We start from the raw sequence: 26,674 nt of genomic DNA, 5'->3' as shown, positions 1-26,674 counted from the left end.
GAAGAAATCTTCGGGAGAGTCGCCATGCGTGCTGCTCAATTAAAAGCTGTTCTGCCACGGGAGCTGCTGGCTTCGGTGGTTGTGTTTCTGGTGGCACTGCCCTTGTGCATGGGCATTGCCATTGCCTCCGGCCTGCCGCCCGCCAAGGGCCTGATAACCGGCATCATCGGTGGTCTGATCGTGGGCTTTCTCGCCGGTTCGAAGTTGCAAGTCAGCGGCCCCGCCGCCGGGTTGGCGGTGCTGGTTTTCGAACTGGTACGCGAGCATGGCGTCAGCATGCTCGGGCCGATCCTGCTGCTGGCCGGCTTCCTGCAATTTCTGGCCGGGCGCTTTCGCCTGGGCTGCTGGTTCCGGGTGACCGCGCCGGCCGTGGTCTACGGCATGTTGGCGGGTATCGGCGTGCTGATCGTGCTGTCCCAGGTCCATGTGATGCTCGACGCGGCGCCCAAGCCGTCCGGGCTGGATAACCTGACGGCGTTCCCTGCCGCAGTTGCCCAGGCGTTGCCGTCGTTCGGCTGGCAGGCCGGCCTGCTGGGCCTGTCGACGATTGCGGTGATGTGGTTGTGGGAAAAGTTTCGCCCGCATAGCCTGCGCTTCATACCCGGGGCGTTGCTCGGCGTCGGCTTGGCCACCGTTGCCAGTCTCTTGCTGGCCTTGCAGGTCAAGCGTGTCGAAGTCCCGGACAACCTCGCCGAAGCCATCGACTGGTTGCGCCCGGCGGACCTGATGAACCTGGCTGATCCAATGTTGCTGGTCGCCGCCTTGACGGTCGCGTTCATCGCCAGCGCCGAAACCCTGCTGTCGGCCGCCGCCGTGGATCGCATGCACAGCGGTGAACGTGCGGACTTCGACCGGGAGCTGTCGGCCCAAGGGATCGGCAACATGCTCTGCGGCTTGCTCGGTGCCTTGCCGATGACCGGGGTGATCGTGCGCAGCTCGGCCAACGTCCAGGCCGGCGCCACCACGCGGATGTCGACGATTTTCCATGGCCTGTGGTTGCTGCTCTTCGTCTTGCTGCTGTCCAGCGTGCTGCAAAGCATTCCGGTGGCGAGCCTGGCGGGGGTGCTGGTCTACACCGGTTTCAAACTGGTGGACCTCAAGGCGTTTCGTGGCCTGGGCCGTTATGGCCGGATGCCGATGTTCACCTATGCCGCGACGGCGTTGGCGATCATCTTCACCGACCTGTTGACCGGCGTGCTGATCGGTTTCGGCCTGACCCTGGCGAAGCTGGCCTGGAAAGCCTCGCGACTGAAAATCAGCCTGGTCGATCTGCCCCAGAACGGTGAAATGGAACTGCGCCTGGTCGGTGCCGCGACCTTCCTCAAAGTGCCGGCGCTGACCCAAGTGCTGGGGACCATCCCCGAGGGCGTGACGGTGCATGTGCCGCTCAACAACCTGAGCTACATCGACCACTCGTGCCTGGAGTTGCTGGAGGAATGGAGCCGGGCGAATGCCAGCAAGGGATCGAAACTGCTGATCGAATCCCGCGGGCTCAAGCGCCGGTTGGAGGGACGGTTGCGAACGACGGCCGGGGTTGGCGCTGCGGCGTCCTGACACCCTGATGAACGAATGTGGGAGCGAGCCTGCTCGCGATGGTGGTGCATCAGACGACATTTGCGTCAGCTGATATACCGCTATCGCGAGCAGGCTCGCTCCCACAGGGGTTTGTGTTGGTACTTAGACGCGTCTTACTACACCCTCGCCGCCGACTTGCTGGCCCCCTGATGAACAAATGTGGGAGCGAGCTTGCTCGCGATAGCGGTGCGTCAGATAGCATTTTCGTTACCTGATACACCGCTATCGCGAGCAAGCTCGCTCCCACAAGGGTTTGGTGCCAATCAGCCAGAATCAAGCCGCCGGCTGATCCAGCTCCAGCCCGACGCCCAAGCGCCGCGACATGCATGGCCAGCGTTTCCAGGCCGCACCGGTGTTCGGGCTGCTGAGTTTCTCGCGGTAGGTTTCTACCGACTCCAAGGCAAACGTCTCTTCGTTGAGCATCTCATCAAAGGCGTGATGCACCACTTCATCGAGCTGGTTGGCAAAGGCTTCGCCGATCAGCTGGTGGGCAATCAGATTGGCGACCGTCATGTCCAGGGGGATCAATGGCTGGCCGAAATGCTTGATGTACAGGTCATTGACCTCTTCGACAAATCGATGCGCCAGGTAGGCTTCGTCCAGCAGGCTGTCGAGCCCGACATGGCCGGCCATGATCGTCGGCGGCTGGAGGAAATACTGCTCGGCGATTTTCAGCACCGGTTTGATCTGCGGCTCGATGCCCGCCTCCCTGGCGACCTCGTTGGCGGCATCCAGCAGGTCGGGGACTTCGTCGATGTAGGCGGCGACAAACCGCGCCAGCACGTCGTTGGCGTTCGCCTCTGGCAATTGGATAGCCCGGTGCAGGTGCGGTAACTGGCTTTCCAACTGACGGGCCAACTGGCCGGTCTCGGCTTCGTGTTGTTGGGCTTTTTGGATCTGCTCGCGCAATGCGGCGGTGTTCATGACAACTCCAGGAAAACAAAGGCAATGAAATAGGGAAGACATAACTTAGCTGGCGAATAAACACGCCTAAGACCTATTTGTCATAACTGCTTCTTCCTTGATGCATCGCTGTTATATCGGTTTGCCATCATCTGGTTTCGCATCCTTCTCCATTCGCGGCCTCCAGCGCAAGTCCCGTCTGTTTCAAACGATTTACGCCATCGCGTTGCGAGGTTGCAGTCGCTGTCTATACTCGGTTTTGAATGGAGTTAGCTGATGAACCCGATGTACGGCAGCAAGGCATGGCGGTTCGAGTTCGTAGTCTGATGTAGCCGCTCTCCTTGCCGCAGGCTTTATGCCTACGGGATAACAAGAACGATAAGGGGAACCCGCAATGACGCGACATCCACATGTTTGGATGGGCCTCCTGTTGTGTTCGATTTTCAGCCAGGCGCAAGCGGCCTGGACTGTGAATATGGCGCCTGGAGCGACACAGATCAGCCACGCAGTATTCGACCTGCACATGACCATCTTCTGGATCTGTGTAGTGATCGGCCTCATCGTCTTCGGCGCCATGTTCTGGTCGATGATGATGCACCGCCGCTCGACCGGCCAGAACGCGGCCCACTTCCACGAAAACACCCGCGTCGAGATCCTCTGGACCATCGTGCCCTTCGTGATCCTGGTGGCCATGGCGATTCCCGCCACCGCCACACTGATCAAAATGTACGACTCCAGCGAGTCGGACATCGATATCCAGGTCACCGGGTATCAATGGAAGTGGCATTACAAATACCTGGGCCAGGACGTCGAGTTCTTCAGCAACCTGGCCACACCCGCCGAACAGATCCATAACCAGAGCGCCAAGGGCGAACATTACCTGCTGGAAGTCGACAAGCCGCTGGTGCTGCCGGTCGACGCCAAGGTGCGCTTTCTGGTGACCTCGGCCGACGTGATCCACTCCTGGTGGGTACCGGCCTTCGCGGTCAAGCGCGACGCGATTCCCGGCTTCGTCAACGAAGCCTGGACCCGGGTCGACAAGCCCGGCCTGTATCGCGGCCAATGCGCCGAGCTGTGCGGCAAGGACCACGGGTTCATGCCGATCGTGGTCGAGGTCAAGAGCAAGCCCGACTACGAAAAATGGCTGGCCGAACGCAAGGCCGAAGCCGCACAGCTCAAGGAGCTGACCAGCAAGGAATGGACCCTCGAAGAACTCAAGGAACGTGGCGACAAGATCTACCACACCACCTGCGTGGCCTGTCACCAGGCAGAAGGCCAGGGCCTGCCGCCGATGTTCCCGGCACTCAAGGGCTCGAAGATTGCCACTGGGCCTAAGGCTGATCACCTGAGCCTGGTCTTCCACGGCAAACCGGGGACCGCCATGGCCGCGTTCGGCAAACAATTGTCGGAAGTCGATATCGCCGCCGTCGTGACCTATGAACGTAACGCCTGGGGCAACAACAAGGGCGACATGGTCACGCCTAAAGAAGTGCTGGAACTCAAACAGGCGGAAAGCAAATGAGCCGGCCTGAAGCGTTTTCCCGCAACCGGTCGGGGCTCACCGCCCCGCGCCGTCCAGCCCATTCGTTCGAAGGAGACAGGACATGAGTGCTGTGATCGATGACCACGGTCATGCCGGCGCCGACCACGCCCACGGCCCCGCCAAGGGCCTGATGCGCTGGGTACTGACCACCAACCACAAGGATATCGGCACGCTGTACCTGTGGTTCGCCTTCTCCATGTTCCTGCTCGGCGGCTCGTTCGCCATGGTGATCCGCGCCGAGTTGTTCCAGCCCGGCCTGCAGATCGTGCAGCCGGAATTCTTCAACCAGATGACCACCATGCATGGCCTGGTGATGGTGTTCGGCGCGGTGATGCCGGCCTTCGTCGGCCTCGCCAACTGGATGATCCCGTTGATGATCGGCGCGCCGGACATGGCCCTGCCGCGCATGAACAACTTCAGCTTCTGGCTGTTACCGGCGGCATTCCTGCTGCTGGTATCCACGCTGTTCACCGCGGGCGGCGGGCCGAACTTCGGTTGGACCTTCTATGCCCCGCTGTCCACCACCTATGCGCCGGAAAGCGTGACGTTCTTCATCTTCGCCATCCACCTGATGGGGATCAGTTCGATAATGGGCGCGATCAACGTGATCGCCACCATCCTCAACCTGCGCGCCCCCGGCATGACGCTGATGAAAATGCCGCTGTTCGTCTGGACCTGGCTGATCACCGCGTTCCTGCTGATCGCGGTGATGCCGGTGCTGGCCGGCTGCGTGACGATGATGCTGATGGACATCCACTTCGGCACCAGCTTCTTCAGTGCCGCCGGCGGTGGTGACCCGGTGCTGTTCCAGCACGTGTTCTGGTTCTTCGGCCACCCCGAGGTGTACATCATGATCCTGCCGGCCTTCGGTGCCGTCAGCTCGATCATCCCGGCGTTTTCGCGCAAGCCGCTGTTCGGCTACACCTCGATGGTCTACGCCACGGCAGCCATTGCGTTCCTGTCGTTCATCGTCTGGGCGCACCACATGTTCGTGGTGGGCATTCCGCTGGTGGGCGAGCTGTTCTTCATGTACGCCACCCTGCTGATCGCCGTGCCCACCGGGGTGAAGGTATTCAACTGGGCCAGCACCATGTGGCAGGGCTCGCTGACCTTCGAGACGCCGATGTTGTTTGCCGTGGCCTTCGTGATCCTGTTCTCCATCGGTGGTTTCTCCGGGCTGATGCTGGCCATCGCCCCGGCGGACTTCCAGTACCAGGACACCTACTTCGTGGTCGCGCATTTCCACTACGTGCTGGTGCCCGGCGCGATCTTCGGGATCTTCGCCTCGGCCTACTACTGGCTGCCGAAATGGACCGGCCACATGTATGACGAAACCCTCGGCAAGCTGCATTTCTGGCTGTCGTTCATCGGGATGAACATGGCGTTCTTCCCGATGCACTTCGTCGGCCTTGCCGGCATGCCCCGGCGGATTCCCGACTACAACCTGCAATTCGCCGACTTCAACATGGTTTCGTCCATCGGCGCGTTCATGTTCGGCACCACGCAGATCTTCTTCCTGTTCATCGTGATCAAGACCATCCGTGGCGGCCCGCCAGCACCGGCCAAGCCGTGGGATGGCGCCGAAGGGCTGGAGTGGAGCGTGCCGTCGCCGGCGCCGTATCACACCTTTACTACGCCGCCGGAAGTGAAATGAACACGGTTGCCCTTGTGGGAGCGAGCCTGCTCGCGATAGACGCGACTCGGTGTGCCAGATGCACCGCTATCGCGAGCAGGCTCGCTCCCACAGGGGTTGCTGGGGAGGTTGGGAACCATGGCTGATTCCATCTCGATGAAGAAACTGGTCACCCGCCTGCTGATCGTGGTGGTGGCGATGTTCGTCTTCGGCTTTGCCCTGGTGCCGATCTACGATGTGATGTGCAAGGCGTTCGGCATCAACGGCAAGACCGCCGGGCAGTACGAGGGCGAGCAGGTGGCCGATGCGTCGCGGCAGGTTCGCGTGCAGTTCCTGTCGACCAATGCGGTGGACATGCCCTGGGATTTCTACCCCAAGGGCGATCAGTTGGTGGTGCAGCCGGGCGCGGTGAACGAGATGGTCTTCGTGGCCCACAACCCCACCGACCGGCCGATGAGCGCCCAGGCCGTGCCCAGCATCGCGCCGAGCACCGCGGCGGCGTATTTCCACAAGACCGAGTGTTTTTGTTTTACCCAGCAAGTGCTGCAACCCGGTGAACGGATCGAAATGCCCATGCGCTTCATCGTCGACCGGGACATGCCCAAGGATGTGAAGCACCTGACGCTGTCCTACACGCTGTTCGATATCACCGCTCGTCATCCACCGGTGGCTCAAAACACTGAACGATAGCGTGCCCGATAAGGAGAACAATAAATGGCAACTCACGAACACTATTACGTTCCGGCCCAGAGCAAATGGCCGATCATCGCCACAGTCGGGATGTTCGTCACGGTGTATGGCCTGGCGACCTGGTTCAACGACCTGAAGGCGGCCCGACCGGAATCCCACGGCCCGCTGATCTTCTTCGTCGGCGGCCTGCTGGTGGCCTACATGCTGTTCGGCTGGTTCGGCGCGGTGGTCAAGGAAAGCCGCGCCGGGCTGTACAGCCCACAGCTCGACCGTTCGTTTCGCTGGGGCATGAGCTGGTTCATCTTTTCCGAGGTGATGTTCTTCATCGCCTTCTTCGGTGCGCTGTTCTACGTGCGCCACATCTCGGCGCCGGCCCTGGGCGGCGAAGGCACCAAGGGCCTGGCCCATATGCTCTGGCCGAACTTCCAGTTCACCTGGCCCTTGCTGAACAACCCCGACCCGAAACTGTTCCCCGCGCCCAAGGAAGTCATCAGCCCCTGGGGTTTGCCACTGCTCAACACCGTGTTGCTGGTCAGCTCCAGCGTCACGGTCACCATCGCCCACCATGCCCTGAAAAAAGGCCACCGTGGCGCGCTGAAACTGTGGCTGGCAATCACCGTGCTACTGGGTTGCGCGTTCCTTGGCTTCCAGGCCGAAGAATACATCCACGCCTACAAGGAACTGGGCCTGACCCTCGGCTCGGGTGTCTACGGCGCGACGTTCTTCATGCTCACCGGTTTCCACGGTGCCCACGTCACCATCGGCACGATCATCCTGTTCGTCATGCTGATGCGCATCATGCGCGGGCACTTCGACAACGAGCATCAGTTCGGCTTCGAGGCGGCGAGCTGGTACTGGCACTTCGTCGATGTGGTGTGGATCGGCTTGTTCATCTTCGTCTACGTGCTCTAGCGCGCCTTACAAGGTGCTTTTTACCAAGGCGCATGGGACACCAACTGGCCGCTGAAGAAGCCCCAGGCGATCAAGCCGACGGTGACAGCGGCCAGGCTGACCCGAACCGCCAGGGCGATCATCAGGCGATTGGAATCGCTCTCGTCCTTGACCAGAAAAAACAGGCCGCTGAACAGGCTGACAATCGTGGCGATCAGCATCAGGACGATGGCTGCTTTAAGCATCAGGGACACTCCGGGGGGACGCGATGCACGTGAGTATAGCTTTCCCGTTCGATGACTTTCGGGCGGCACCATGAAAGGCTTCCGGCCGGGCATCGTGCCGTCACTGGTGGTGGCCATCCTGGTGCCGGTCATGGTGTGCCTGGGCTTCTGGCAATTGAGCCGGGGCGAACAGAAGCGCGTGCTCATGGCGAACTATGCGGAGCGTCGGGTGGCGCCGCCGATGGACAGCGCCGAACTGCAAGAGACGGCGGATCCGGCCTTTCGACCGGTGCTGCTAAACGGTCAGTTCGACGCCGAACACAGCATCCTGCTGGACAACCGCCAGCATGACGGCAAGGTCGGCGTCGAAGTGCTGCAACCCTTTCTCGACCACCGGACCGGGCAGTGGCTGCTGGTCAATCGCGGCTGGCTGCCCTGGCCCGACCGCCGCACCCCGCCGGTCTTCGACACCCCCGAACAACCCGTGAGCTTGCAGGCCTGGGTCTACGTTGCACCGGGCGCCACGTTCCAGCTCCACGCCGACCCGACTGGCGCACCGTGGCCACGCCTGGTCACCGCCATCGAGCCGGCCAAGCTCTGGGCCGAGCTGGATCGCAACGGTTTCGCCTACGAATTACGCCAACAAAGCGGCCCCGGCGCTTATCGCACCGATTGGCCGGTGGTGAGCATGGGCCCGGAAAAACACCTCGGTTATGCCGTGCAGTGGTTCGCCATGGCGGCGGCGCTGTTCGGCCTTTTTCTTTATCTCGGATGGCATAACGCAGGGAGACACCATGGGAAGCGCCATGAATCCAACCAACACGTCTGAGGCACCCTCGGCGCACAGCCGTCGCAAGGGGCGCCTGCAATTGCTGCTGATCGTGCTCGGGGTGATCGGCCCAATGATCCTCGCCACCGGCATGTACAAATTCCAGTTCTGGGTGCCGGACAGCCGCAGCTATCACGGCGAACTGATCGGCACCGGTCAGACCCGCGCCGAGATCGGCGTGCAGGCCGACGAGCAGCGCTGGCAGATCCTCGTCACGGCACCGAAGGAATGCTCGGTGGACTGCCGGCAACTGGTATACCTGGCCCGCCAGGTGCAGATCGGCCTCGGTCGCGACGCTTCCCGCGCCAGCCATGCCCTGGCAATCGCCCGACCACTGGACGCCGAATACGACGCTCAACTGCAGCGCGAATACCCCCAACTGCAACGCTACCCGCTGGACCTGCCGGTCTATCAGAAAGACGTCCAGAACACCGACGGCGCGCAGCTGTGGATCATCGATCCGCACAGCAACCTGGTGCTGCGCTACGACGCCCGGGTCAAGGGCAAGGACCTGCTCAACGACCTGCGGCACCTGCTGAAACTGTCGAACATCGGATGAGGGCATCGACATGGCCAAACCAGGATTTCGCCTTGCGCTGTTTGCCACGCTGCTGGCACTGATCGTCGTATTGCTGGGCGCCTACACCCGCCTGACCCACGCCGGCCTCGGCTGCCCGGACTGGCCCGGCTGCTACGGCTTCATCAGCGTGCCCAAGAGCGAAGCCCAACTGGCCCATGCCGAACTGCATTTTCCCGATACCCCGGTGGAAGCCCACAAGGGCTGGAACGAGATGGTCCATCGCTACTTTGCCGGGACCCTGGGCCTGATGATCGTGGCGTTGGCAGCACGGACCTGGATGAACCGCCACCGCCCGGGCCAGCCGGTGAAGTTGCCGTTGTTCCTGCTGGCCGTGGTCTTCGCCCAAGCGGCATTTGGCATGTGGACCGTGACCCTCAAGCTCTGGCCGCAAGTGGTCACCGGGCATCTGTTGGGCGGCTTCGCCACCTTGAGCCTGTTGTTCCTGCTGACCCTGCGACTGTCCGGCGTATTACCGGCGCTGACCGTGCCCAAGCGCCTGCAACATTGGGCCACCGCCGGGTTGCTGCTGGTGATCGGCCAGATCGCCCTCGGTGGCTGGGTCAGTTCCAATTACGCTGCGGTGGCCTGCATCGACTTCCCGACCTGTCACGGCCAATGGCTGCCCCCGGCGGACTTCGCCAATGGCTTCCACCTGACCCAACACATCGGCCCGAACTACCTGGGCGGCCAGCTCGACAGCGACGCCCGCACCGCCATTCACCTGACCCACCGGATCGGCGCGTTGCTGGTGACCCTGGTGCTGCTGGGCCTGGCCTGGCAGTTGAAAGCGGTGGGCATGACCCGCCTGGCCGGCCTGTTGCTGGCGGCACTGGCGGCGCAAATCACCCTGGGCATCAGCAACGTGCTGTTTCACCTGCCGCTGCCCGTGGCCGTCGCTCACAACGCCGGGGGCGCAGCGCTGTTGCTGACCTTGGTGCTGGTCAATTATCACGCCCGCACCAGCCTGGTCCGGGTCAAGCATCAAGTCCCGCTGCGCTGGCGGTTCACCCCGCATAAACACGGCGCCAGCCCCATCACAATAAAAGGAGAGATGCCATGGCAACCCTGACCGGTGCACGTCACAGCCAGGCGATCTGGCGCGACTATCTGGAGCTGACCAAGCCGAAAGTGGTGGTGCTGATGCTGATCACCTCGCTGGTCGGCATGTTCCTCGCCACCCGCGCCGGCGTGCCGTGGACGGTGCTGGTGTTCGGCAACCTGGGCATTGCCTTGTGTGCCGGCGGCGCGGCGGCGGTGAACCACGTGGTGGACCGGCGCATCGACGCCGTCATGGCCCGCACCCACAAACGCCCCTTGGCCGAAGGCCGCGTCTCCCCGGCCGCCGCACTGACCTTCGCCCTGGCCCTGGCGGTGATCGGCCAGGCGCTGCTCCTAGCGTTCACCAACCCACTGACAGCCTGGCTGACCTTGGCCTCACTGCTGGGCTATGCGGTGATCTACACCGGTTTCCTCAAACGAGCGACGCCGCAGAACATCGTCATCGGCGGCCTGGCCGGCGCTGCACCACCGCTGCTGGGTTGGGTCGCCGCCACCGGCCACGTCAGCGCCGAACCGCTGTTGCTGGTGCTGATCATCTTCGCCTGGACCCCGCCGCACTTCTGGGCCCTGGCCATCCACCGCAAGGAGGAATACGCCAAGGCCGACATCCCGATGCTGCCGGTGACCCATGGCGAGCACTACACCAAGATCCATATCCTGCTCTACACCCTGGTGCTGCTGGCGGTGAGCCTGATGCCCTTCGTGATCAAGATGAGTGGGCTGCTCTACCTGGTGTGCGCCCTCGCGCTCGGCGCGCGCTTTCTGCAATGGGCCGTGGTGTTGTACCGTGGCAGTCGGCCGCACGCGGCGATCAACACGTTCAAGTACTCTATCTACTACTTGTTCCTGCTGTTCATTGCCCTGCTTGTAGACCATTACTTACTGTTGAGCCTATGACCCGAACCCAGAAAACCGTCTTCATTCTCGCGGCCGTGATCGCGTTGATCCTCGGCCTGACCATCAACAAGGTGCTGTCCGGCAAAGGCCAGGGCGACCCGACGGGCCTGATCGACGCCGGCATCATCCTCCTGCCCCAGGCCCGCACCCTGCCAGACGTGAAAATGACCGACCAGGACGGCCAGTCCGTGGCCGTGAATGAATTGAAAGGCAAATGGAGCCTGCTGTTCTTCGGCTATACCTTCTGCCCAGACATCTGCCCCACCACCCTCGCCCAACTGCGCCAGATCAAAAGCGAACTGCCGCCAGCGGCTATGGATAAGTTGCAGATCGTGCTGGTGAGCGTCGACCCGAACCGCGACACGCCCAAGCAGCTCAAGCAGTATCTGGGCTACTTCGATCCACAGTTCAAAGGCTTTACCGCTTCGTCGGTTGAAGACCTGCAAAAACTCGCCAACGCCGTCAGCATCCCCTTCATCCCGGCCGACACCAGCAAACCCAACTACACCGTCGACCACAGCGGCAACCTCGCCGTCATCGGCCCGGACGGCAGCCAACGCGGCTTCATCCGTGCGCCGCTGAACAACCAGAAACTGGTCGCGCAGCTACCGGAAATGCTGAAGCGCAAATAGCACGCCCAGGCCATGCCGCCCAGGTAAGCCATGCCAATTCATCATGGCTTACCAATTCATGTGGCTAGCGATTCCCTGTGGCGAGGGGATTTATCCCCGCTGGGCTGCGCAGCAGCCCCTTTCCAAACCCAATGCAATCAACATGACACAACGCGACGGCTAGGTTCAGGGCGGGCTCTTCCTGCCCCCGCCCCCTGTGGGAGCGAGCCTGCTCGCGATGAAATCACCCCAGCCCCAAAGCCAAACAAGCCCCCCGCATCACCAAAAATCCCCTCTCCTACAGCCCCCACCTACACCCCTCCCCCAAGCCACGCATCCTTGCGCCTTTGCCTACAACTACGCCAGAATCCGCCCGCTTGTGCGCCTTGTCCCTGGGCTCTATTGTCTTTCCTGCCACTGCCCATCAGTGGTCGGGTTTAGTAGCCCGGATGACATCCCGGTTGCATGAGTCTCATCAGTTAGGCATTTGCCTGCACTCGATGGTGGCTGTGCGCATGGCGCCTTCGGGCGCGCCGGTTTGGGTATGTCACCGGTCTACTAACCTGCGCACAGCCGCCACCCCTTTGTTTAGTAGCGAGATGGTTGCGGCCCTACTAGAGGAAGACATACCCATGTTCAAAATAACTCCGAACCCACCAGAAGCAGACTCCACCTCCCCCTACACCGCCGGCATCAACGCCAAGAAGCTCGACGAAGCCGCCACGCGCGCGCTGGATTTTTATCTGAAACCGAAACCGGCGAAGGCGGAAGAGGAACCCAAACCGGGGCAGATATTTACGGTTGTGAAAGACCTTGATGATGAATGCTTGCTTGCCAACCTCACCGAAACCTTGGCTTCGGCGGATGCCATGGTTAGTGACCTCGCCTTCGAACTGGAAGGGTCACGGCGTCATGTGGCGCTGGGGATTCAGCAGTTGATTGAGTTGAGTTCGTTGTTGGCGAATCGGGTGTTGGATAATGTGGAGCCGGGGCGGTAGGTAGACGGATCCCAATGGCAAAACCCGGCGCGTTGCGCCGGGTTTTGGTGCGTTCATCTATAGATGTGGATGAACTATCTCTAAATAAGAAATTTTCCAACAGCAACCGTTCCTCACCTCCCACACAGCCCTTTCAACAAAAGCTGCGACGACCAATGGCGGACGCTCGAAGCGTTCTATGACAAAAGGCTAGGAAAAGAAAAATGCCTGTTCTTCTATTTTTTCGAATAGATCATCAGGAACTATGTGGCAGTTTTGGCGCTCCCGGATCAATGCTCTCTCAAATGAGTTGCCAATTTCAGGATCGTCGTCATCACCGAACGCCCTCCAAGCTTCTCCGTAATATTGTTTGAAAACCAACATTGAGAAGGCTAGAGGGGTAAGAGTTCTCTTTAGTGGCCAGCGATTTTCAGAATGGAATCCAATATGAAAATGTGAGCACGGATGAAAAAAACGCTTGCGTTGATCAGGAGCGTTCTCGTATCTCCACATAGGCTTTCCGTTCAAGCTCTTCTTGCTGTCTAGGAGGCTAAGATACTGCTCATGGGAAATAAACTCGTTTTCAAAAAGCTCAGTGAGCTTTTTGAAAGACGTGGTGTCTGATTCTTTTCCTGAAATAAAAGGATTGGGATAATAGGCGTAGCGCACGTAACCGTCACGCTCCATGCTGAATTGAAAGTATGAATAGTCAGACAAAATAATATTGTGATGGGATAAGTTCATCGCTACGAGATAGACGTCGATGTACGTGCAATCTGCCGAAAGAATCGCGTCTCGAAATTCAGCATTTAGTGGTAGTAGGTTTGGATTGCTAAATGCTGCAGCCAGTCCAAGCTTATCCGCTAAACTCCAACTTTTGTGGATTCCTGACTGAATATCCTGTCTATTCATCATCGTAGTCCAAGTCGGCATCTTCTTCAGACAATCCTTCACGACGAAGACTTTCTAAATACTCAGCTCTTAGTTTTTTGGCTTTGATAGAGCGCTGACCGAGATCTCGCTGGATCATATCGAGCTTGGAAAGATCAGGCATAGTGAAACGTAAAGCAGGGAAGTTTTTCTCTGCTTCATGCATCTCATGAATAATTTTACTGGTAGACCCTTGCATTCCAGAGACACGAAGCCACGCTTTCGTACGTGTAAGTGCTGTAAATAACTTGTTACGATCTCCTCGCGTTTTGAGTGAGATGGCGTCGACGCCAATAACGAATACTACAGCTGCCTCATTGCCTTTGGCACGATAAATTGTGGAGAGAGTAACCTTATTGGGTATAGTAAAGGGTGGGTCCGAATATGGATCTGCGTGAATATTATTCGACGCGATCCCAAGGTGCGCCAGCTTCGAAGACAGTTCCTTAAAGTAGCCCTTCATATGACGATCATCCAGAGCAACAATCATAATATCCTCCGGATTTAAGCCTTGCTCTAAAAAATCAGATATCGAGGTTACGACCCAGTCTGTTTCATCATCCATTGACTGGGCATTGTACTGCTTTATCAGCTCGGGTAGTTTTTCTCCGCTCAATGTAACTGGGCTGTTTTCAGCAGGGCGCACCACTTCTACTTTAGCGTTGGCATCATAGTTAGGAGAAGTTACTTCGTAGCCGACGTCTTTCCAATGGTCAGCACTTTCAAGTAATTGTACGATGTTAGAATAGATTCCAAATCCAAGCGCGTGAGCAGTGACGAGGACCTCTCTCTGGTTGCGATAGCATTTGCTAAGTACAGTGTCGTTAGTAAATTTAAACGGTAGGCCTATTGCTGCCCGCTCAAGTGATATGCGCGGCTCACCATCTTGATCTATCCCAAACAATTCAACGGCACTTCGCATTCTCACCTTCATGATGTTTTGAAGGTCGTCGTACGCCCAAACAATATTTTTTCTGTCTCGATGGCCTTTCGCAAGCCGAAAACCTAACTCATAAAATGCAGCGGGAAAGTCTTGCCCTTCATCGATGAGAATATGGTCATAGTACTCTTCGATATTACTTTTCTGCATCAGGTCTTGGCATGCAAATTCAAATGGGTCAATACCACCAGGTGCCCCCGAGCGGGCGGTACCAAAGGTAAGAGGTGTTCTCCCTGCGCGTAAGCAAGCGTCGGAATAGGCACCGCTGGTATTTGAACCACCCCAACCATGCAATATGTGGATGTTGTTCCAGTCTGGGTCAACTTCTTTATAGTGCCTATAAAACTTGGTAACCAAATTTTTTATGGAAGATTTCAAGCTCTTTGTATAAAAAGTCAGGAGAATTTTGTCATTTGGTCTGTTCATATGAAGGTGTGCGGCCTTCATCGCCAAAATGATAGTTTTCCCGGAGCCGGCAAGTCCTCGTATCCGTTGAGGACCATTAATAGTTATCAAGGCCGCAGAGCGCTGCTTTTGGTCAAAGTTTGCGATTTCAGATTCAAGTTCAGCTAATGCACTGGCCGCACGCTGGAGCTCTGGGTTTTCTACTAAGCGCTTGTTTGATCGGGTGAGAGCTTTAGCACCTTCAATTACTGAGCGGGCTTCGTCATATGCATCTGTATCTAAAAGCTCTCCTTCAAGATTCTGAATTAGGTCTGTCAGCGACTCCATTGAAGAGACAATTTCAGAGTCGCTAGAATCAAAAATCCTATTTGCTAATTTACTGTCGCAAAATATTATTGGCGTGACATTCAGTGAAAGCTGTGAACGCGACTTTCTTAATACCTTACTCTTTAATAGCCGTCCTATTAGGATGCTACAAAATTGATTAAGCGAATCATCTACAGCTAATAGGCTGCTGGTGCTATCACGATCGGCCTGGATTGCAGTAATCACCTGGATGGCAAGAATCCCGCAACTGCGGCTAAGTACCAAAATGTCTGGCTTATGATCTACGCCGTCATAGTCTGAATAAACAGGAAAATCATAGTAGAGCGCCGAAGGTGAGGAGTTTATAGCGCTTTCAGAATTTTTTAGCGATTCAATAAGATCTCTGCCAAGGGGATCGTCTTGCAGTCTTTCTGTCGTGACTAGGATATCTACTGCCATGCCAGATGGTCCTTTGGATAGAAAAAGGGACAGAATTATTTCAGATAGTAAATCGGGTCCTTTCACCCATCATCGGAAAAAAGGGGTAATACCTCTGCTGTATCCATTACGTACACCAGAAGAAAAGAAGCCACCGCATTCAGACTTACGTGCGCAGCCATCACACTCTGGCACGTACTCATTCTTCCAATCGCTGATGGATTTTCGGTAGTAGGGGAGCACGTCGTCGTTCACCAGGCACAACTGGTGGTTATAGACAGACACGTTCATTCGATAAGCAGCCAAAATACCTACAGCTTCGCTCAGAACGTCTCGGTAGTCTGCGGGGTCGATCCACAAGGCTTCCAGATTGGCCCGCGTGAAGCCAATCATTTCCAATCCCATCAGCGTCACGTGATCAACGAAGAGTAGGTTCCGTGCGATATACTCGCACAGTTGCGGCAGGCGGCTGATCGACTGCTTGTGCAGAACGATCCGAATTTCAACCTTCTGGTTCAGACGCTTGAGATTGAGTATCCCCTGGACCGTCTCGTGAAATGCTCCAGGCGCCTGCACGATGTAGTCATGCAAGTTTGGATCATCAGAGTAAAGCGGGATCCCGATCATGATGTCGGGATGATCGATCTCTGCGTACTGGCGAGCAAACGACTCATCGGCAAACGTGCGCCCGTTTGAGAGTACGTGCACGACAGTTCTGGGGAGGTAGGACTTCATCATCCGAATGAGATTGATGAATCGAGCCCCAGCCAGAGTTGGTTCTCCACCTGAGAACCCTACCTCGGGTGTTTCCCTCGGGATCAGGGGAATGAGTGCTTCGAGCTCATCGAGGATCCAGCTGTCGTCAACGTTCTTGGGTGGTTGAGAACACATCAGGCAGTAGTGGTTGCACTGCTCGGTCACCAGCAGCGAGTTGTGTCCGGAATTAGCCCTGAAGAGCACCCGAATCGCCTGCCCATCTAAGCGGATAATGTCGTCGTGCCCGAGATAGTGATAGTCGTTGGGCAGTAAGGTAAATGAGCTCTTCCCCTCCAGTTCTTCCACACGCCGTTCAAGAGCCTCGGGAATCAAATAATGTAGGTAGCCTTCAGGCAATTCCTGTTCAGAAACCAAGAACGCTCGCGTCGCCCGCAGCACCATTGGGAACGCCGGATTGGTGCTGACCTGCAGTAACAATGGACGATCCCGGACTTCGACCAGTTGGATTCGCCCGACCTTCCCAGCGAGTTTCAGCATGCGTTAGCCCATTGCATGAAGAGGCGGCGAGTAGAGGCGTCTGAGTTCATCAGGCCGATAAGGTGTTTGAAGATCGACATGTTCCGCTTGCAGAACGAGGACTCAGCCTTTCTACCTAGAACGTCCTTGAATATGGCGTGATGGAACACCGGTTCGGCGCCGCAGTAGGATTCAAAAGCGCAGTCGGAACACATTGGCGCGCTCAGAGTGAACGACTGTTCCAAGGCATCAAGCAGTACATCGGAAAGAATGATGTCTTCGTAGCTGTCAGTCAGGATATCGCCCAATCGGAACGTCTGATCCCCCATCTCTGCAAGCATTCGACTCTCGTCAGAGGCATAGACTGAACCGTCATAGTTGAAGACGATCGCGGCGATACCGGCGCCTGCGGGATTCATCAGGTCGACGTAACCCGGGTCATTGCTGGTAAGCATCTTCTTGAGAATCAGGGATGCATAGTGCTCAACGAAAGGGACGCCAGCCTTGTTCAGTTCAAGGATATAGGCGAGGCCTTCCTTGTAGAACTCCAGCCAGCGCTCCGTATCGTAGGTCATGAATTTGCGTGTTTTTATGGCGAAGCCATACGGAGAAAGCGCCCGCAGGAATATACCGTTGAAACCCAGTCGAACGTATTCGTCGATGATCTCTCTGACACGAGGCAGGCTCTTGTCAGTGGTTGTCATCAGAGCGCTAACTCTGTCCACGCCTAGGACATTGCGAGCCTTGGCCAAGCCTGCTTCAAAGCGTTCGAAACTATCACGACCTACGCGTGGCCGATTTGCATTATGCAGGTCTGCTGGGCCATCGAGTGACGTCGAAAGAATAATGTCGTGCTCGTGGCAGAACGCGAGGACGTCGTCGGTGAGCAGCGACAACGTGGTAGCAATGACGAACTCAAGATCACGCTTTTCCTCCAGGCTCCGTCGCTTTGCAGCCTCTACTACGTAGCGCACCATTTCGAAATTCAAAAGTGGTTCGCCGCCCTGGAACTCGATCTTGATCGCAGGATTGGGAGATCGGAAGACGAAATCCAAAGCCTTGTCCGCCATATCGGGCGTCATGTCGAAGGAAGTTTCGCCATCCATTTGCCGCGAAACCTGACAATAGGGGCAGCTGTGGTCACAGCGCAGTGTCACCACAAAGATGTGCAAGCTGGTGAACCCTGTCAGTCGCGAGAGTCTCGTACGCAGTTTCAATGCGAGCAGATCAAGGGGCGCCTGCTCGTCGGCATAGCGAATGAAATGCTTGGCGCGCAGCGATGCGAAAAGTGGATGCTCCGTTGCAAGATCTTTGGCGAGGAGAACGTGCAACTCTGGCTTTGCCACCTCCAGGTACTCGCCGGTCATGTTGGTAATGACGTAGTTATCACCTTCAAGACGGTCGAACTTGAACGGCAGCAGTTCGTATTTGGCGCTCCGGATATAGGCATCCAGCCCCTGAAATTTACTCACTTGGGTTCAGCCTGGCGTTGGAGAAGGCCAGCCCTATTATGAGGTTGCGGATAGGGGCGGTTTCAGCCTGAAGTTGCGCACGCAACTGATAGTCGAGCACGTCCTTTCGGAACTCTTCAACGGCACGCTCAAAGGCTTCCTGCTCAGTTGTGATATTGCCAACCAGCGTGCAGAGAATGTTATCGCCGTCGACTTTCAAGTCGAGTGTGAAGGCGTGCATAGCACGGTATGCCGCCTTCTGTATTGCTTCGGCTCCGTACAGCTGACGGTCGAAGGTCAGCTCCGCGAGGCCGGCCATCAGCGGCTCGAATAATGCGAGCTGTGAGAACTGTGGGACGCGTGTGAGCTATGCGAATAGTGGGCAGCGACCATCTGGCCGTCTTCACCACGCTTTAGGATAAAACTGAAGAGGTTATCGCCTTGGCGACCGGTGACCATCTGCTCGCCAACATTGACGATTGGCAGTGCCGCGACTTGGTTCTCAAGGGCGGTGCTTTCATCTGCTTTATCGGTGCTGGTCATCGCAACGGAGGCCGATGCTTGGTTGGCGGTTACGGCGGCAGTCAGAGTGGCAAGGGGCAGCAGGAAATCGCGCTTTTTCATTTCAACGTCCCTGTTAATAGTGCGGTTATCCAGCACTATATAGGCGTTTCGATTTGAGGCAAAGTGCCATTAATCGACTTTGGCGCCCACATCTCCAAAAAACCTCATCCCACAGCTATGAATCCCCCACAGAGGAAAAGGGGGACAAATTCACTTTCTCTCTGACGTAGCGGCATCAGGCCCATCATCCACCAGCGCTGTGGACCGGTCGATCTCAACCGGCCCGTGACCCCACTATTCTCCCTTCTAATCGATTGATTAACTCAAAGACTCCGCAACCGGCGTAGTCCCCCGCCCAATCAACCGCCCCAGCACTCCACTCTCATCAAACAGCGCCCCTTTCGCCGCCGCCGCATCAGAATCTGCCAACAACGCCGCCAACCCCGCTGGCAACCCGACACTGATCAACACCGCCTCAAACTCAGCCTGCGGCAGGTTCTGATAAACCACCGGCTTACCGGTTTTCTCGCTGATCAACGAAGCCAGTTCGGTCAACGTGTAACTGCTATCCCCCGCCAGTTCATAGACCTTGCCCGCCTGCCCCTCAGTGGTCAGCACCACCGCCGCGGCTTGCGCGTAGTCGGCACGGGGCGCAGAGCTAATTCGCCCCTCGCCGGCGCTGCCGAGCAGGACGCCGTGTTCCACAGCACTCGGTACGTTCGCCAGGTAGTTCTCGCTGTACCAGCCATTGCGCAGCAATACGTGCGGCATACCCGACGCCTTCAAGGCCTCTTCGGTATCGCGATGTTCGGCGGCCAAGCCCAAGGTGGAGGTATCGGCGTGCAGGACGCTGGTGTAGGCCAGGAGCGTGACACCAGCGGCCTTGGCGGCATCGATCACGGCGCGGTGTTGAGCAGCCCGGTTGCCCAGTTCGTTGGAGGAGATCAACAGCAGTTTATCGACGCCTTGGAGCGCGGCAGCCAGTGTGGCCGGTTGGTTGTAGTCGGCGGTGCGTACCACCACGCCCCGTGCGGCCAGGTCCTGGACTTTGCCGGGGTCTCTGACCAGGGCGATGACTTGCTCGGCTGGCACGCCTTCAAGCAGGGACTGGATAACGAGACGGCCCAGTTGGCCGGAGGCTCCGGTGATGGCGATCATGACAAATACCTTGATGGGGAAAGGACGAAAAGTCATCCTAGAGACCAAGGTAACTTTTTGTAAGTACGTACATAAAGGTAAGTATCGTGGACACACCCACCGGAAATTCCGAACCGTTTACCGCCGCTGTTCGACGCGGCGATGTACTGAGCGCCGACTGCCCTTCTCGTGAAGTCCTCAAGCACATGACCAGCCGCTGGGGCGTGCTGGTGCTGGTCATGCTGCTGGGCGGCATGCACCGCTTCAGCGAGCTGCGCCGCAAGATTGGCGGGGTCAGTGAGAAGATGCTGTCGCAGACGTTGCAGGGGCTTGAATCGGACGGGTTGATCAACCGCAAATCGTTACCCGTGGTGCCGCCGCATGTGGAGTACAGCCTGACGCCTTTGGGTCGTGAGGCGGCCGAGCACCTTGAGGTTATGGTCAATTGGATTGAGGAGAAGATTCCGGAAATTGTGTCGTGGCGGGAGAGTCGGTTGGAGGGTGAGGCGGAAGAGTGATTGGGCGTGCTCGGCGGGCACTCCGCTTACCTGTAGGCCAGATGCCTGTCGATCAACCTCGCCACCTCATCTGCATGCGTAGAACCCAGACTGTGATCAGCGCCAGGAAAAACATGCAGCTCCGCTTGGGGTAACAGCTGAGCAAGACGCTGGCCGACGCGAACAGGGCTGATCAGATCCGCATCACCCCAGAGGAGCAACACCGGCATACGCAACTCAGCCAACCGCAACGTGAGATCAGTGCGATCGTCGAGAAACCATCTCGGCAGCGTCGGGTTGGCGGCAGCAAAGTCCGGGCGCCAGTCCTGTGCGTCCAGATCAGACATATCCACCCCGCCAGAGGTGACAGTCAGCACCAGGTGCGTGATCAGCTCAGGGCGTTCAAGCGCAGCAAGCACCGCGACGATACCGCCCATGGATTGGGCCACCAGTGCAGTGGGCCGGTCGATCTCGGCCAGCACGCGAGCCGCCAGATTCTCCATGCCGGTTATGCCAGGCACGGGCGGTGTGTCTCCGAAGCCGGGCCAGCCGATATGGAGCTTCTGCGCCGGGTTGGCCAGGCGCTCGGCAACCGGGTGCCAGAACTGGGTGTTGCCTGAGGCGCCGGGAAGGAAGAGGAGTTTGGCGGGGGGCGGGGTCACAGGTTCGGTCCATGAAGGTGGGATTGAATGAGTCGGTGATCCCTTCGCAGAAGGTCCGTTGGTAGAGAGGGACCAGTCCGCGGTGATAACCTGCGAGTTCTTCTATAAATGACACTGGATACAGGTATGGAAAGCGGTTTGAGGACGCTCGGAACTAGCCTCGCCAACAGGATAGTGATCCCCGCCGCCTGGTTATCTGGCCTTACCACGATAGCACTCGTGTGGGGCGTGATTGCGTATTGGCCCGAAAAGCTTACCGCCGAAGCACGCCAGCTCTTCCTGACTTCTGTTTCTATTCTTTGCCTCTCCCTATGGCACTTGATACGGCGCAAGAGACGAGCAAAGGCACTCGTAGCCTCCATCAACCTGAAAGAAGGTCTGAGCCTGGACGATACTCAGCTGCTCGGCTATCCACGCCCCCTATTTTTTGTCTTTGACCTCTCCAACCAGAAACTCGCTCAATGCCAAAGCGCCACCGGCGATTATCAAATTCAAGACTTCACGTGGGTCACCGGCTGGCACTTTGAGTGGCGACGGGTTGATAGCAGGGTGTCGGGCGGGGTTCTTCGAATAGTCGATGGGGCAGGCAAGAGCCTTCCCGCCGACGAGATTCGGCGTAATTTCATAGGGTTCGCACTGGTTTTGACGGTTGCCGATACAAGTCATCCTCCCTTCCGTTTCCCAATGAACCGGAGCGCAGCTGAAAGGTGGTGTGCCCGGTGCGATGTACTTTTTAAGGGCTGAACACGAAGCATCGCACCAGAAGATAATTATCTTTAGAGCTCGCGGTAGCGCTGATGCTGACGGGCCTGGCTCCTACAAGCTACGCATCCCTGCGCCTTGGCCTACAACTAAACCCGAATCCGTCGGCTTGGCTGCCTTGCCCTAGGGCTCTATCGTCTCCTCATCACTGGCCGAGCCAGTATCGGTGACACTCAGACACAGGTAGGCCTTCAGGAAGCACACTGCCAACCTGCGGCCTTTATACCTGTCGTAAAAGGAGGTTTACATCGCCATGGACATCCACGAAATCAAGCAACGCCTGGCCCGCCCCGCCGTGAAGTTGGTTGCCGGCGGCTTTCGTCCTGCCGGCACCGATGAAGAAAGCTGGCTGGGCAAGGTCTTCCTATTCCGGCCTGATGAAGGTGTACCCACCAATCAGGCGGGGCAACCGTTGCTCCCCTATGCGCAGTTTTACCTGCCCGCCCTGCCCATCAACAGCCCGTTACTGGCGGGGGTTCGTGTGCTGACGGTGTTCATTTCAAACCCGTTTCCCGAGCACTTGGAGCCGATGGGGAATAATTGGATCATCCGTGAATATGGGCCGGATGATGTGTTGGTGCGTAAGTCTCTGCCGGTGGCAGGTGCATTCCTCAAACCCTTCCCACTGACAGCGCAAGCGGTGCCGGAGGACTTTCCACTATGGGATGGCGGTGGTGTCCCGGAGGACCTTGAGCAAGCAATCCTCACGCTGGAACGCGCGGGCGAGATACAGAGCTATTACGACCTGGTCACCCACACCTACGAACACAAGTTCGGCGGCTATCCCTCTTTCTGTCAGTCGGGTGTCGATCCGGGTGAAGGCTTCGAGTTTGTGTTCCAGATCTCATCGGACGCGAAGATCAATCTGAACGTGGTCGACAGTGGGAGCCTGATGTTCTGGAAGCACAACGAAACTGGGGAGTGGGCGCTTTACTATGATTTTTACTGATGTTTTGCCATCTTCTTTCCTTCAGCAATCCTCTTCAAACCGCCGCCGCCTCATGAACAATCCCATCCCAATCGCCACGGCAAAAGCCGCCAACAACCCTAGATCAAACCCTAACAAGCGACTCTGACCTGCCACAACGCAGCCAACCGCACCCGCCGCCACCAACGCCACCCCCAGCCACTTGCGCAGCAGATACGGCTTGAGAAACCGATCGAGCAGAAAGGACACCACCAAGGCAATGACCAATTGAGTAATGTCGGACATGTACGTCTCCAGTCAGGTCTTGATGATTAACGTCGAGAGGGTGCGTTGCGGGCCGATACCGCCGTTGACCTGTGCCTCGATGCTGACCAGTACATCGCCCGCATGGTAGGTGGGTAGGACTTCATTGACATACCTGCGCACACCGGCCCCTACAGTTGCCGCCACGGAGGATGGGGCCACAGCCTTGGCGGCGGCAGCGAAGGCAGTGGTGGCAAGGTTGGCGATCGTGGTGCGTTGGGCATTGAGGGCATCGCCCTGTTGCTGGGTCAGCGGCTTGGAGATGCCGATCATCATCACGCACGGCAGGCTCTTGGCCTGCATCTTGTCGTACACCTCGACGACCTTGCTGTTGACCTCATAGTGGGCGCTTTTCGCCTCGCCAAAATGCAGCTCGCGCAGGCGTCCGCGTTCGCTGTCGGTGAGGGTGATCTGCGGGACGTTGAAGACGATCCCGTGATTGCCCATGTATTGGAAAGTCCCTTCGAACTTCATCGCTCGTATCCTTTCGAGCTAAAGGTGGCGATTCTCTACAACGAGCGTATTGGATTCAAATCATTTCACCTTGTTGGGAACACGAATGTGCCAGTGGCAGGTCTTGTGCGTTGGAGATTGATCGATGATCTGACTGAAGCCGACGATGAATGCCCTTCAGCCAAGCAGTCAACACTCTGCTCCGCCGGAATGTGGCTGCTACGCTCAGAGAGCGGCTAAAAGCAGTGCCGTCTCCTGGACTCCCACTGCCGCCGTGCTCGGAACTCTCCCCCATGAAACCACTGTATTTAGCCTTATCGCTTTGCTGTCTCTCCCACCCAGCTCTGGCTGAAACCCTCACCTTCGCAACATGGAACCTGGAATGGCAGCGGTCGGCACCGCTCAGCCAGCGTCAGTTCGATGAGTGCAGCAAAATCAAGGTCGCTGATCGCGAGCGACTTGAAGAAACACACCCCTACCGATGGGAATGCAAATCGCCTGCGCAGATAGCGGATATGAAGGCCGTGGCGGCAAAGCTGAATGCTGACGTGATTGCTGTGCAGGAGGCCGAGAGTCCTGAGGCGCTTCAGCAGATCTGGCCGAAGGATCAGTACGATTTCTACGTGAACATGCAGAGCCCCTGGATACAGCGCACGGGGTTTGTTGTCCGCAGGTCCAGTGGGCTGGAGGTCGGGATGCTCGGCGATATTCGTCCACTTGGAGACGCCTTCAAGAGTCATGCTCGCCATGGCGCGGAATTACCCGTGACGATCAAGGGCATGACCCTGAAGCTTCTATCGGTACATCTCAAAAGCGGATGTTTTGACCGTGCGTTGAACAGCGGGTATGCGACCGAGCGCGATAAAGCCAACGGGGTCATCACGTGCGACGTGCTTAGAAAGCAAGCACCTGCCCTGGAGAGCTGGCTCGATAACGCAATCCAGTCTGGCGCTTCCGCAATGATTATTGGCGATTTCAATCGTCGATTTGACGTTGCGGTTGAACACGAAACAGCCCCTGAAGTGAGTCTGTATGCGGAGCTTTCAGATGGCGAGCCGGCTGCTGCCAGGTTGTTTCGCCCAACCAAGGGTTTTGAGGCGCTACCCGAATGCCGGGGCGGAGGCTCTAAATGGTTGATTGATCATGCGTTGATGAGCAATGAACTGAGAAAACACTATGTCGCAGGTTCGCTATTAGAAATTCCTGTACCCATGAAAGGCTCCGACCATTGTCCGGTTGCTTTCAAGATGAAATTTTAAATAGCCGGTGACCCGTCGGATATCCTATACAGATCGTTCCCACGCCCTGCGTGGGAATGACCTCTACGCACGTTCTGCATTCGGCTCTTGAGGGGACGCAGAGCGTCCCTGGCTGCATTCCCACGCGGAGCGTGGGAACGATCAGTGGGCTACCAGCTATCGCGATAATCGAAGGCGCTTTGATAGTCGTAGATGGCGATAAGAAACTTAACGTCCTTGTGGACTTATCAAATGCGCAAATTTAAAAATCATGGCTCTATCTTTCGCTTTGGAATGGCCGAGCTTCGTATCAGCGAGATTAGCCCGCCCTGGTTCCGATGAAATACTCCAACCCCTCGGGAAATTCGACTTCCAAGAGCTTCGATATTTCCTTTATTTGGTTCTCCGTCAGCTCGAGTTCGCCAGGTTCGATCTCCTCTAAAGTCTTTGCTTCCGTCAATTGAGCAAGCGCCTGCATTGAGTACTCATCTTTAATTGTTCTTTGAAACTGTAATGAGTCATCTTTTTTTTCATCAGGGTAGAACCCTGTTATTGATAGGTAGCGCATTATTCGTTCCTGATTATCTGGGTGTTTTTCTGCCGGATTTAGCAGGCTTGGTTTGTTTGCCTGTTATATGGTCGAACTCACCAAGATGATTACCTAGCTTGTCATACTTTTCTACCGCGGCGCTTTTCGAGTCCCACTCGTAAATTCGCCCTTTTTTATCCATCCAACGAGCCCTGCGTTTTCCTCCTCCTTGGACCGATGACTTAGATTTCACACTGATAGCGTCTGGGAATGCGGGCAGTAGTTCGGGCGCATCGTGATACTGATGATCTCCAGGCAAACTCACCACAACATAAACCGGCCGAACCCCCGAATCCGCCGGAAACACCAGAATGAAATCCTTGTACTCCGGCGGATAGATCGGATCGACGATGATGCTGTCGGCCATGGGCGTCGGCGGATAGATCCAGATGGAAGGTGCCTGCGGTGCCGCTTCCAGGGCGGGAATACCCAAGGCGTCGGACGGATCGATAGCCGGGGTCCAGATCAGCTCGATACCCTCGCCCAGGTCAGCGACAAACCGCTCGGCGCGAGGTGTGAAGTGAACGACATCGACCATTTCCCAATCGCGGTTCTGGCCGGTATAGAAGCCATACCCCTTGAGGCTGCCGTCGGCCTGCTGCTCTACATGCAAGCGCATGCGGCTGCGGGCTTGGTTCAGGTTGCGTAGCTGGTCTTCGGAATACAGGGCGCTATCACCCAGGCTGGAAGGCCAGAGCAAGGCGACGATGCCGGTTAACAGACCGGCGACGACGGTGCTGCCGGCCACTGCTCCGGTCGTTCCAAGCGCGGTACCACCGAGGGCAAGTCTGCCCAATGACGCGGTGATCGTGCCGGCACCCATCTGCTTGAGAGAAACAGTCCCCGATCCGTCGGCTTTCCTGCCGCCGAGCCAAACCAGGTCGCCGTACTGCTTGACCTGATCAGCCGGTACGTAGCCGTTGGGGTTGCTGTAATCCACTACGCCGTCGGGTAGCTTGCAGCACTTGGCAAACACACTCCCGGTGACGGAGCGTGGCGTTTTATCGATCGGGGTCCAGCGTTCCTTTTCGTAAGCGGCCTGCCGGGCGAGCATGGCTTCATATTTCAATTGTCCGGCTTCACGCTCAGCCAGTTCGCTGGGCGTCATGTCTCGATAGGTGACGTAATGTCCGTCGCCGCCGGGTGGGTTTCGTACCTTGGGGATATCGTTTGGGGGTGTCACGGAGGGGCAAGTCTCGTCCAGTCAATGCAGGACGGACGCTAACTCAGGGGTAGAGGGTGGGGCTGTAGGAGGAATCCTGGAATGGTCGGGGCGTTTCCTCAGACTGTGTAGGCCAGCGAAAAGGACAGACTTTTTCCTTTCAGCTTGTCTTGTGTTGGCTGTTTGGGCTGCTGCGCAGCCCAGCGGGGCGGTGCGACGTTTCGCTGAATCCCCTCGCCACAAGAGTTGTGTGCAGTTCTTATT

Annotated in this window: 29 protein-coding genes; 15 read left to right on the top strand and 14 right to left on the bottom strand. The window is 57.4% G+C overall.

The annotated features are described in order from the left end of the window. Positions 1–24 precede the first annotated feature (24 nt). Positions 25–1,554, top strand: coding sequence for a SulP family inorganic anion transporter (locus LOY67_RS00495; protein ID WP_265065464.1), 1,530 nt, complete (start codon positions 25–27; stop codon positions 1,552–1,554). Between the two features lie 294 nt (positions 1,555–1,848). Here LOY67_RS00495 and LOY67_RS00490 read toward each other — a convergent pair whose 3' ends face one another. Continuing rightward, positions 1,849–2,499: a hypothetical protein gene (locus LOY67_RS00490; RefSeq protein WP_265065463.1), complete on the bottom strand. Its 651-nt coding sequence runs from the start codon at positions 2,497–2,499 to the stop codon at positions 1,849–1,851. A 373-nt stretch (positions 2,500–2,872) separates the two neighbouring features. On the opposite strand from LOY67_RS00490, the gene coxB reads away from it, so the two are divergent. The 4 genes from coxB (at position 2,873) to LOY67_RS00470 (ending at position 7,256) form a co-directional block, all read left to right on the top strand. Beyond that, positions 2,873–4,000 carry a cytochrome c oxidase subunit II gene (coxB, locus tag LOY67_RS00485; RefSeq protein WP_265065462.1) on the top strand — a complete coding sequence of 376 codons (1,128 nt, stop codon included), beginning with the start codon at positions 2,873–2,875 and terminating at the stop codon, positions 3,998–4,000. Positions 4,001–4,082: 82 nt separating this feature from the next. Next, complete coding sequence (gene ctaD, locus LOY67_RS00480) at positions 4,083–5,675, top strand: cytochrome c oxidase subunit I (RefSeq protein WP_265065461.1); 1,593 nt, start codon at positions 4,083–4,085, stop codon at positions 5,673–5,675. A 117-nt stretch (positions 5,676–5,792) separates the two neighbouring features. Beyond that, positions 5,793–6,344 (top strand): cytochrome c oxidase assembly protein, encoded by a 552-nt coding sequence (locus LOY67_RS00475; RefSeq protein WP_265065460.1) that lies wholly within the window; start codon positions 5,793–5,795, stop codon positions 6,342–6,344. Between the two features lie 24 nt (positions 6,345–6,368). Next, the gene (locus tag LOY67_RS00470) at positions 6,369–7,256 is read left to right on the top strand and encodes a cytochrome c oxidase subunit 3 (RefSeq protein WP_265065459.1); all 888 of its coding nucleotides are present in this window, start codon (positions 6,369–6,371) and stop codon (positions 7,254–7,256) included. Between the two features lie 20 nt (positions 7,257–7,276). Here LOY67_RS00470 and LOY67_RS00465 read toward each other — a convergent pair whose 3' ends face one another. Beyond that, the gene (locus tag LOY67_RS00465; protein ID WP_265065458.1) at positions 7,277–7,480 is read right to left on the bottom strand and encodes a twin transmembrane helix small protein; all 204 of its coding nucleotides are present in this window, start codon (positions 7,478–7,480) and stop codon (positions 7,277–7,279) included. 70 nt (positions 7,481–7,550) lie between these two features. On the opposite strand from LOY67_RS00465, the gene LOY67_RS00460 reads away from it, so the two are divergent. From LOY67_RS00460 to LOY67_RS00435, 6 genes are all read left to right on the top strand, one after another. Then, complete coding sequence (locus LOY67_RS00460; protein WP_265065457.1) at positions 7,551–8,288, top strand: SURF1 family protein; 738 nt, start codon at positions 7,551–7,553, stop codon at positions 8,286–8,288. Continuing rightward, entirely contained in the window at positions 8,254–8,847 is a 594-nt protein-coding gene (locus tag LOY67_RS00455) for a hypothetical protein (protein ID WP_265065456.1), read from the top strand. The genes LOY67_RS00460 and LOY67_RS00455 overlap by 35 nt, the downstream gene beginning before the upstream one ends. Positions 8,848–8,857: 10 nt before the next feature. Then, positions 8,858–9,937 carry a COX15/CtaA family protein gene (locus LOY67_RS00450; RefSeq protein ID WP_265065455.1) on the top strand — a complete coding sequence of 360 codons (1,080 nt, stop codon included), beginning with the start codon at positions 8,858–8,860 and terminating at the stop codon, positions 9,935–9,937. Continuing rightward, positions 9,925–10,824, top strand: a complete 900-nt coding sequence (cyoE, locus tag LOY67_RS00445) for a heme o synthase (RefSeq protein WP_265065454.1) — start codon at positions 9,925–9,927, stop codon at positions 10,822–10,824. The genes LOY67_RS00450 and cyoE overlap by 13 nt, the downstream gene beginning before the upstream one ends. Beyond that, positions 10,821–11,456 carry an SCO family protein gene (locus LOY67_RS00440; RefSeq protein ID WP_265065453.1) on the top strand — a complete coding sequence of 212 codons (636 nt, stop codon included), beginning with the start codon at positions 10,821–10,823 and terminating at the stop codon, positions 11,454–11,456. The genes cyoE and LOY67_RS00440 overlap by 4 nt, the downstream gene beginning before the upstream one ends. Positions 11,457–12,067: 611 nt before the next feature. Next, on the top strand, positions 12,068–12,433 hold the full coding sequence (locus LOY67_RS00435) for a DUF6124 family protein (RefSeq protein WP_265065452.1): 366 nt from the start codon (positions 12,068–12,070) through the stop codon (positions 12,431–12,433). A gap of 189 nt (positions 12,434–12,622) precedes the next feature. Here LOY67_RS00435 and LOY67_RS00430 read toward each other — a convergent pair whose 3' ends face one another. From LOY67_RS00430 to LOY67_RS00400, 7 genes are all read right to left on the bottom strand, one after another. Next, on the bottom strand, positions 12,623–13,324 hold the full coding sequence (locus tag LOY67_RS00430) for a DUF2290 domain-containing protein (protein ID WP_265065451.1): 702 nt from the start codon (positions 13,322–13,324) through the stop codon (positions 12,623–12,625). Further along, a complete protein-coding gene (locus tag LOY67_RS00425) occupies positions 13,317–15,452 on the bottom strand; it encodes a DEAD/DEAH box helicase (RefSeq protein ID WP_265065450.1) in 2,136 nt (711 codons plus the stop codon). Before LOY67_RS00425 ends, LOY67_RS00430 begins: the two co-directional genes overlap by 8 nt. 69 nt (positions 15,453–15,521) lie before the next feature. After that, positions 15,522–16,685 carry a His-Xaa-Ser system radical SAM maturase HxsC gene (gene hxsC, locus LOY67_RS00420; protein WP_265065449.1) on the bottom strand — a complete coding sequence of 388 codons (1,164 nt, stop codon included), beginning with the start codon at positions 16,683–16,685 and terminating at the stop codon, positions 15,522–15,524. Continuing rightward, complete coding sequence (hxsB, locus tag LOY67_RS00415; RefSeq protein ID WP_265065448.1) at positions 16,679–18,136, bottom strand: His-Xaa-Ser system radical SAM maturase HxsB; 1,458 nt, start codon at positions 18,134–18,136, stop codon at positions 16,679–16,681. The genes hxsC and hxsB overlap by 7 nt, the downstream gene beginning before the upstream one ends. Continuing rightward, positions 18,129–18,434, bottom strand: coding sequence for a His-Xaa-Ser system protein HxsD (gene hxsD / locus LOY67_RS00410; RefSeq protein ID WP_265065447.1), 306 nt, complete (start codon positions 18,432–18,434; stop codon positions 18,129–18,131). Before hxsD ends, hxsB begins: the two co-directional genes overlap by 8 nt. Next, entirely contained in the window at positions 18,434–18,739 is a 306-nt protein-coding gene (hxsA2, locus tag LOY67_RS00405) for a His-Xaa-Ser repeat protein HxsA2 (protein WP_139641547.1), read from the bottom strand. The genes hxsD and hxsA2 overlap by 1 nt, the downstream gene beginning before the upstream one ends. Before the next feature lie 258 nt (positions 18,740–18,997). Then, positions 18,998–19,837 carry an SDR family oxidoreductase gene (locus LOY67_RS00400; RefSeq protein WP_265067847.1) on the bottom strand — a complete coding sequence of 280 codons (840 nt, stop codon included), beginning with the start codon at positions 19,835–19,837 and terminating at the stop codon, positions 18,998–19,000. Positions 19,838–19,923: 86 nt separating this feature from the next. Here LOY67_RS00400 and LOY67_RS00395 point away from each other — a divergent pair, with 86 nt between their 5' ends. Next, the gene (locus tag LOY67_RS00395; protein WP_265065446.1) at positions 19,924–20,334 is read left to right on the top strand and encodes a winged helix-turn-helix transcriptional regulator; all 411 of its coding nucleotides are present in this window, start codon (positions 19,924–19,926) and stop codon (positions 20,332–20,334) included. 26 nt (positions 20,335–20,360) lie between these two features. Here LOY67_RS00395 and LOY67_RS00390 read toward each other — a convergent pair whose 3' ends face one another. Beyond that, the gene (locus LOY67_RS00390) at positions 20,361–20,975 is read right to left on the bottom strand and encodes an alpha/beta fold hydrolase (RefSeq protein WP_265065445.1); all 615 of its coding nucleotides are present in this window, start codon (positions 20,973–20,975) and stop codon (positions 20,361–20,363) included. A gap of 126 nt (positions 20,976–21,101) precedes the next feature. Here LOY67_RS00390 and LOY67_RS00385 point away from each other — a divergent pair, with 126 nt between their 5' ends. Both LOY67_RS00385 and LOY67_RS00380 read left to right on the top strand, forming a co-directional pair. Then, positions 21,102–21,719 (top strand): hypothetical protein, encoded by a 618-nt coding sequence (locus LOY67_RS00385; protein ID WP_265065444.1) that lies wholly within the window; start codon positions 21,102–21,104, stop codon positions 21,717–21,719. Positions 21,720–21,990: 271 nt separating this feature from the next. Continuing rightward, entirely contained in the window at positions 21,991–22,686 is a 696-nt protein-coding gene (locus LOY67_RS00380) for a DUF1963 domain-containing protein (protein ID WP_265065443.1), read from the top strand. A gap of 21 nt (positions 22,687–22,707) precedes the next feature. Here LOY67_RS00380 and LOY67_RS00375 read toward each other — a convergent pair whose 3' ends face one another. Further along, positions 22,708–22,950, bottom strand: coding sequence for a hypothetical protein (locus LOY67_RS00375; RefSeq protein WP_265065442.1), 243 nt, complete (start codon positions 22,948–22,950; stop codon positions 22,708–22,710). 12 nt (positions 22,951–22,962) lie between these two features. Further along, positions 22,963–23,442: a hypothetical protein gene (locus LOY67_RS00370; RefSeq protein ID WP_265065441.1), complete on the bottom strand. Its 480-nt coding sequence runs from the start codon at positions 23,440–23,442 to the stop codon at positions 22,963–22,965. A 272-nt stretch (positions 23,443–23,714) separates the two neighbouring features. Between LOY67_RS00370 and LOY67_RS00365 the strand changes: the two genes are divergently transcribed. Next, complete coding sequence (locus LOY67_RS00365) at positions 23,715–24,680, top strand: endonuclease/exonuclease/phosphatase family protein (protein ID WP_265065440.1); 966 nt, start codon at positions 23,715–23,717, stop codon at positions 24,678–24,680. A gap of 298 nt (positions 24,681–24,978) precedes the next feature. Here the strand turns inward: LOY67_RS00365 and LOY67_RS00360 are convergent, their stop codons facing one another. Further along, on the bottom strand, positions 24,979–25,227 hold the full coding sequence (locus tag LOY67_RS00360) for a pyocin S6 family toxin immunity protein (RefSeq protein ID WP_265065439.1): 249 nt from the start codon (positions 25,225–25,227) through the stop codon (positions 24,979–24,981). A gap of 13 nt (positions 25,228–25,240) precedes the next feature. Continuing rightward, positions 25,241–26,356 carry a colicin E3/pyocin S6 family cytotoxin gene (locus LOY67_RS00355; RefSeq protein ID WP_265065438.1) on the bottom strand — a complete coding sequence of 372 codons (1,116 nt, stop codon included), beginning with the start codon at positions 26,354–26,356 and terminating at the stop codon, positions 25,241–25,243. Between the last annotated feature and the right edge of the window lie 318 nt (positions 26,357–26,674).

This window comes from Pseudomonas sp. B21-056 (genome assembly GCF_026016325.1).
In the GTDB taxonomy this organism is placed as follows: domain Bacteria; phylum Pseudomonadota; class Gammaproteobacteria; order Pseudomonadales; family Pseudomonadaceae; genus Aquipseudomonas.
Note: the sequence above shows the minus strand (reverse complement) of the source record. Positions and strands in the feature narration are given on the sequence as shown.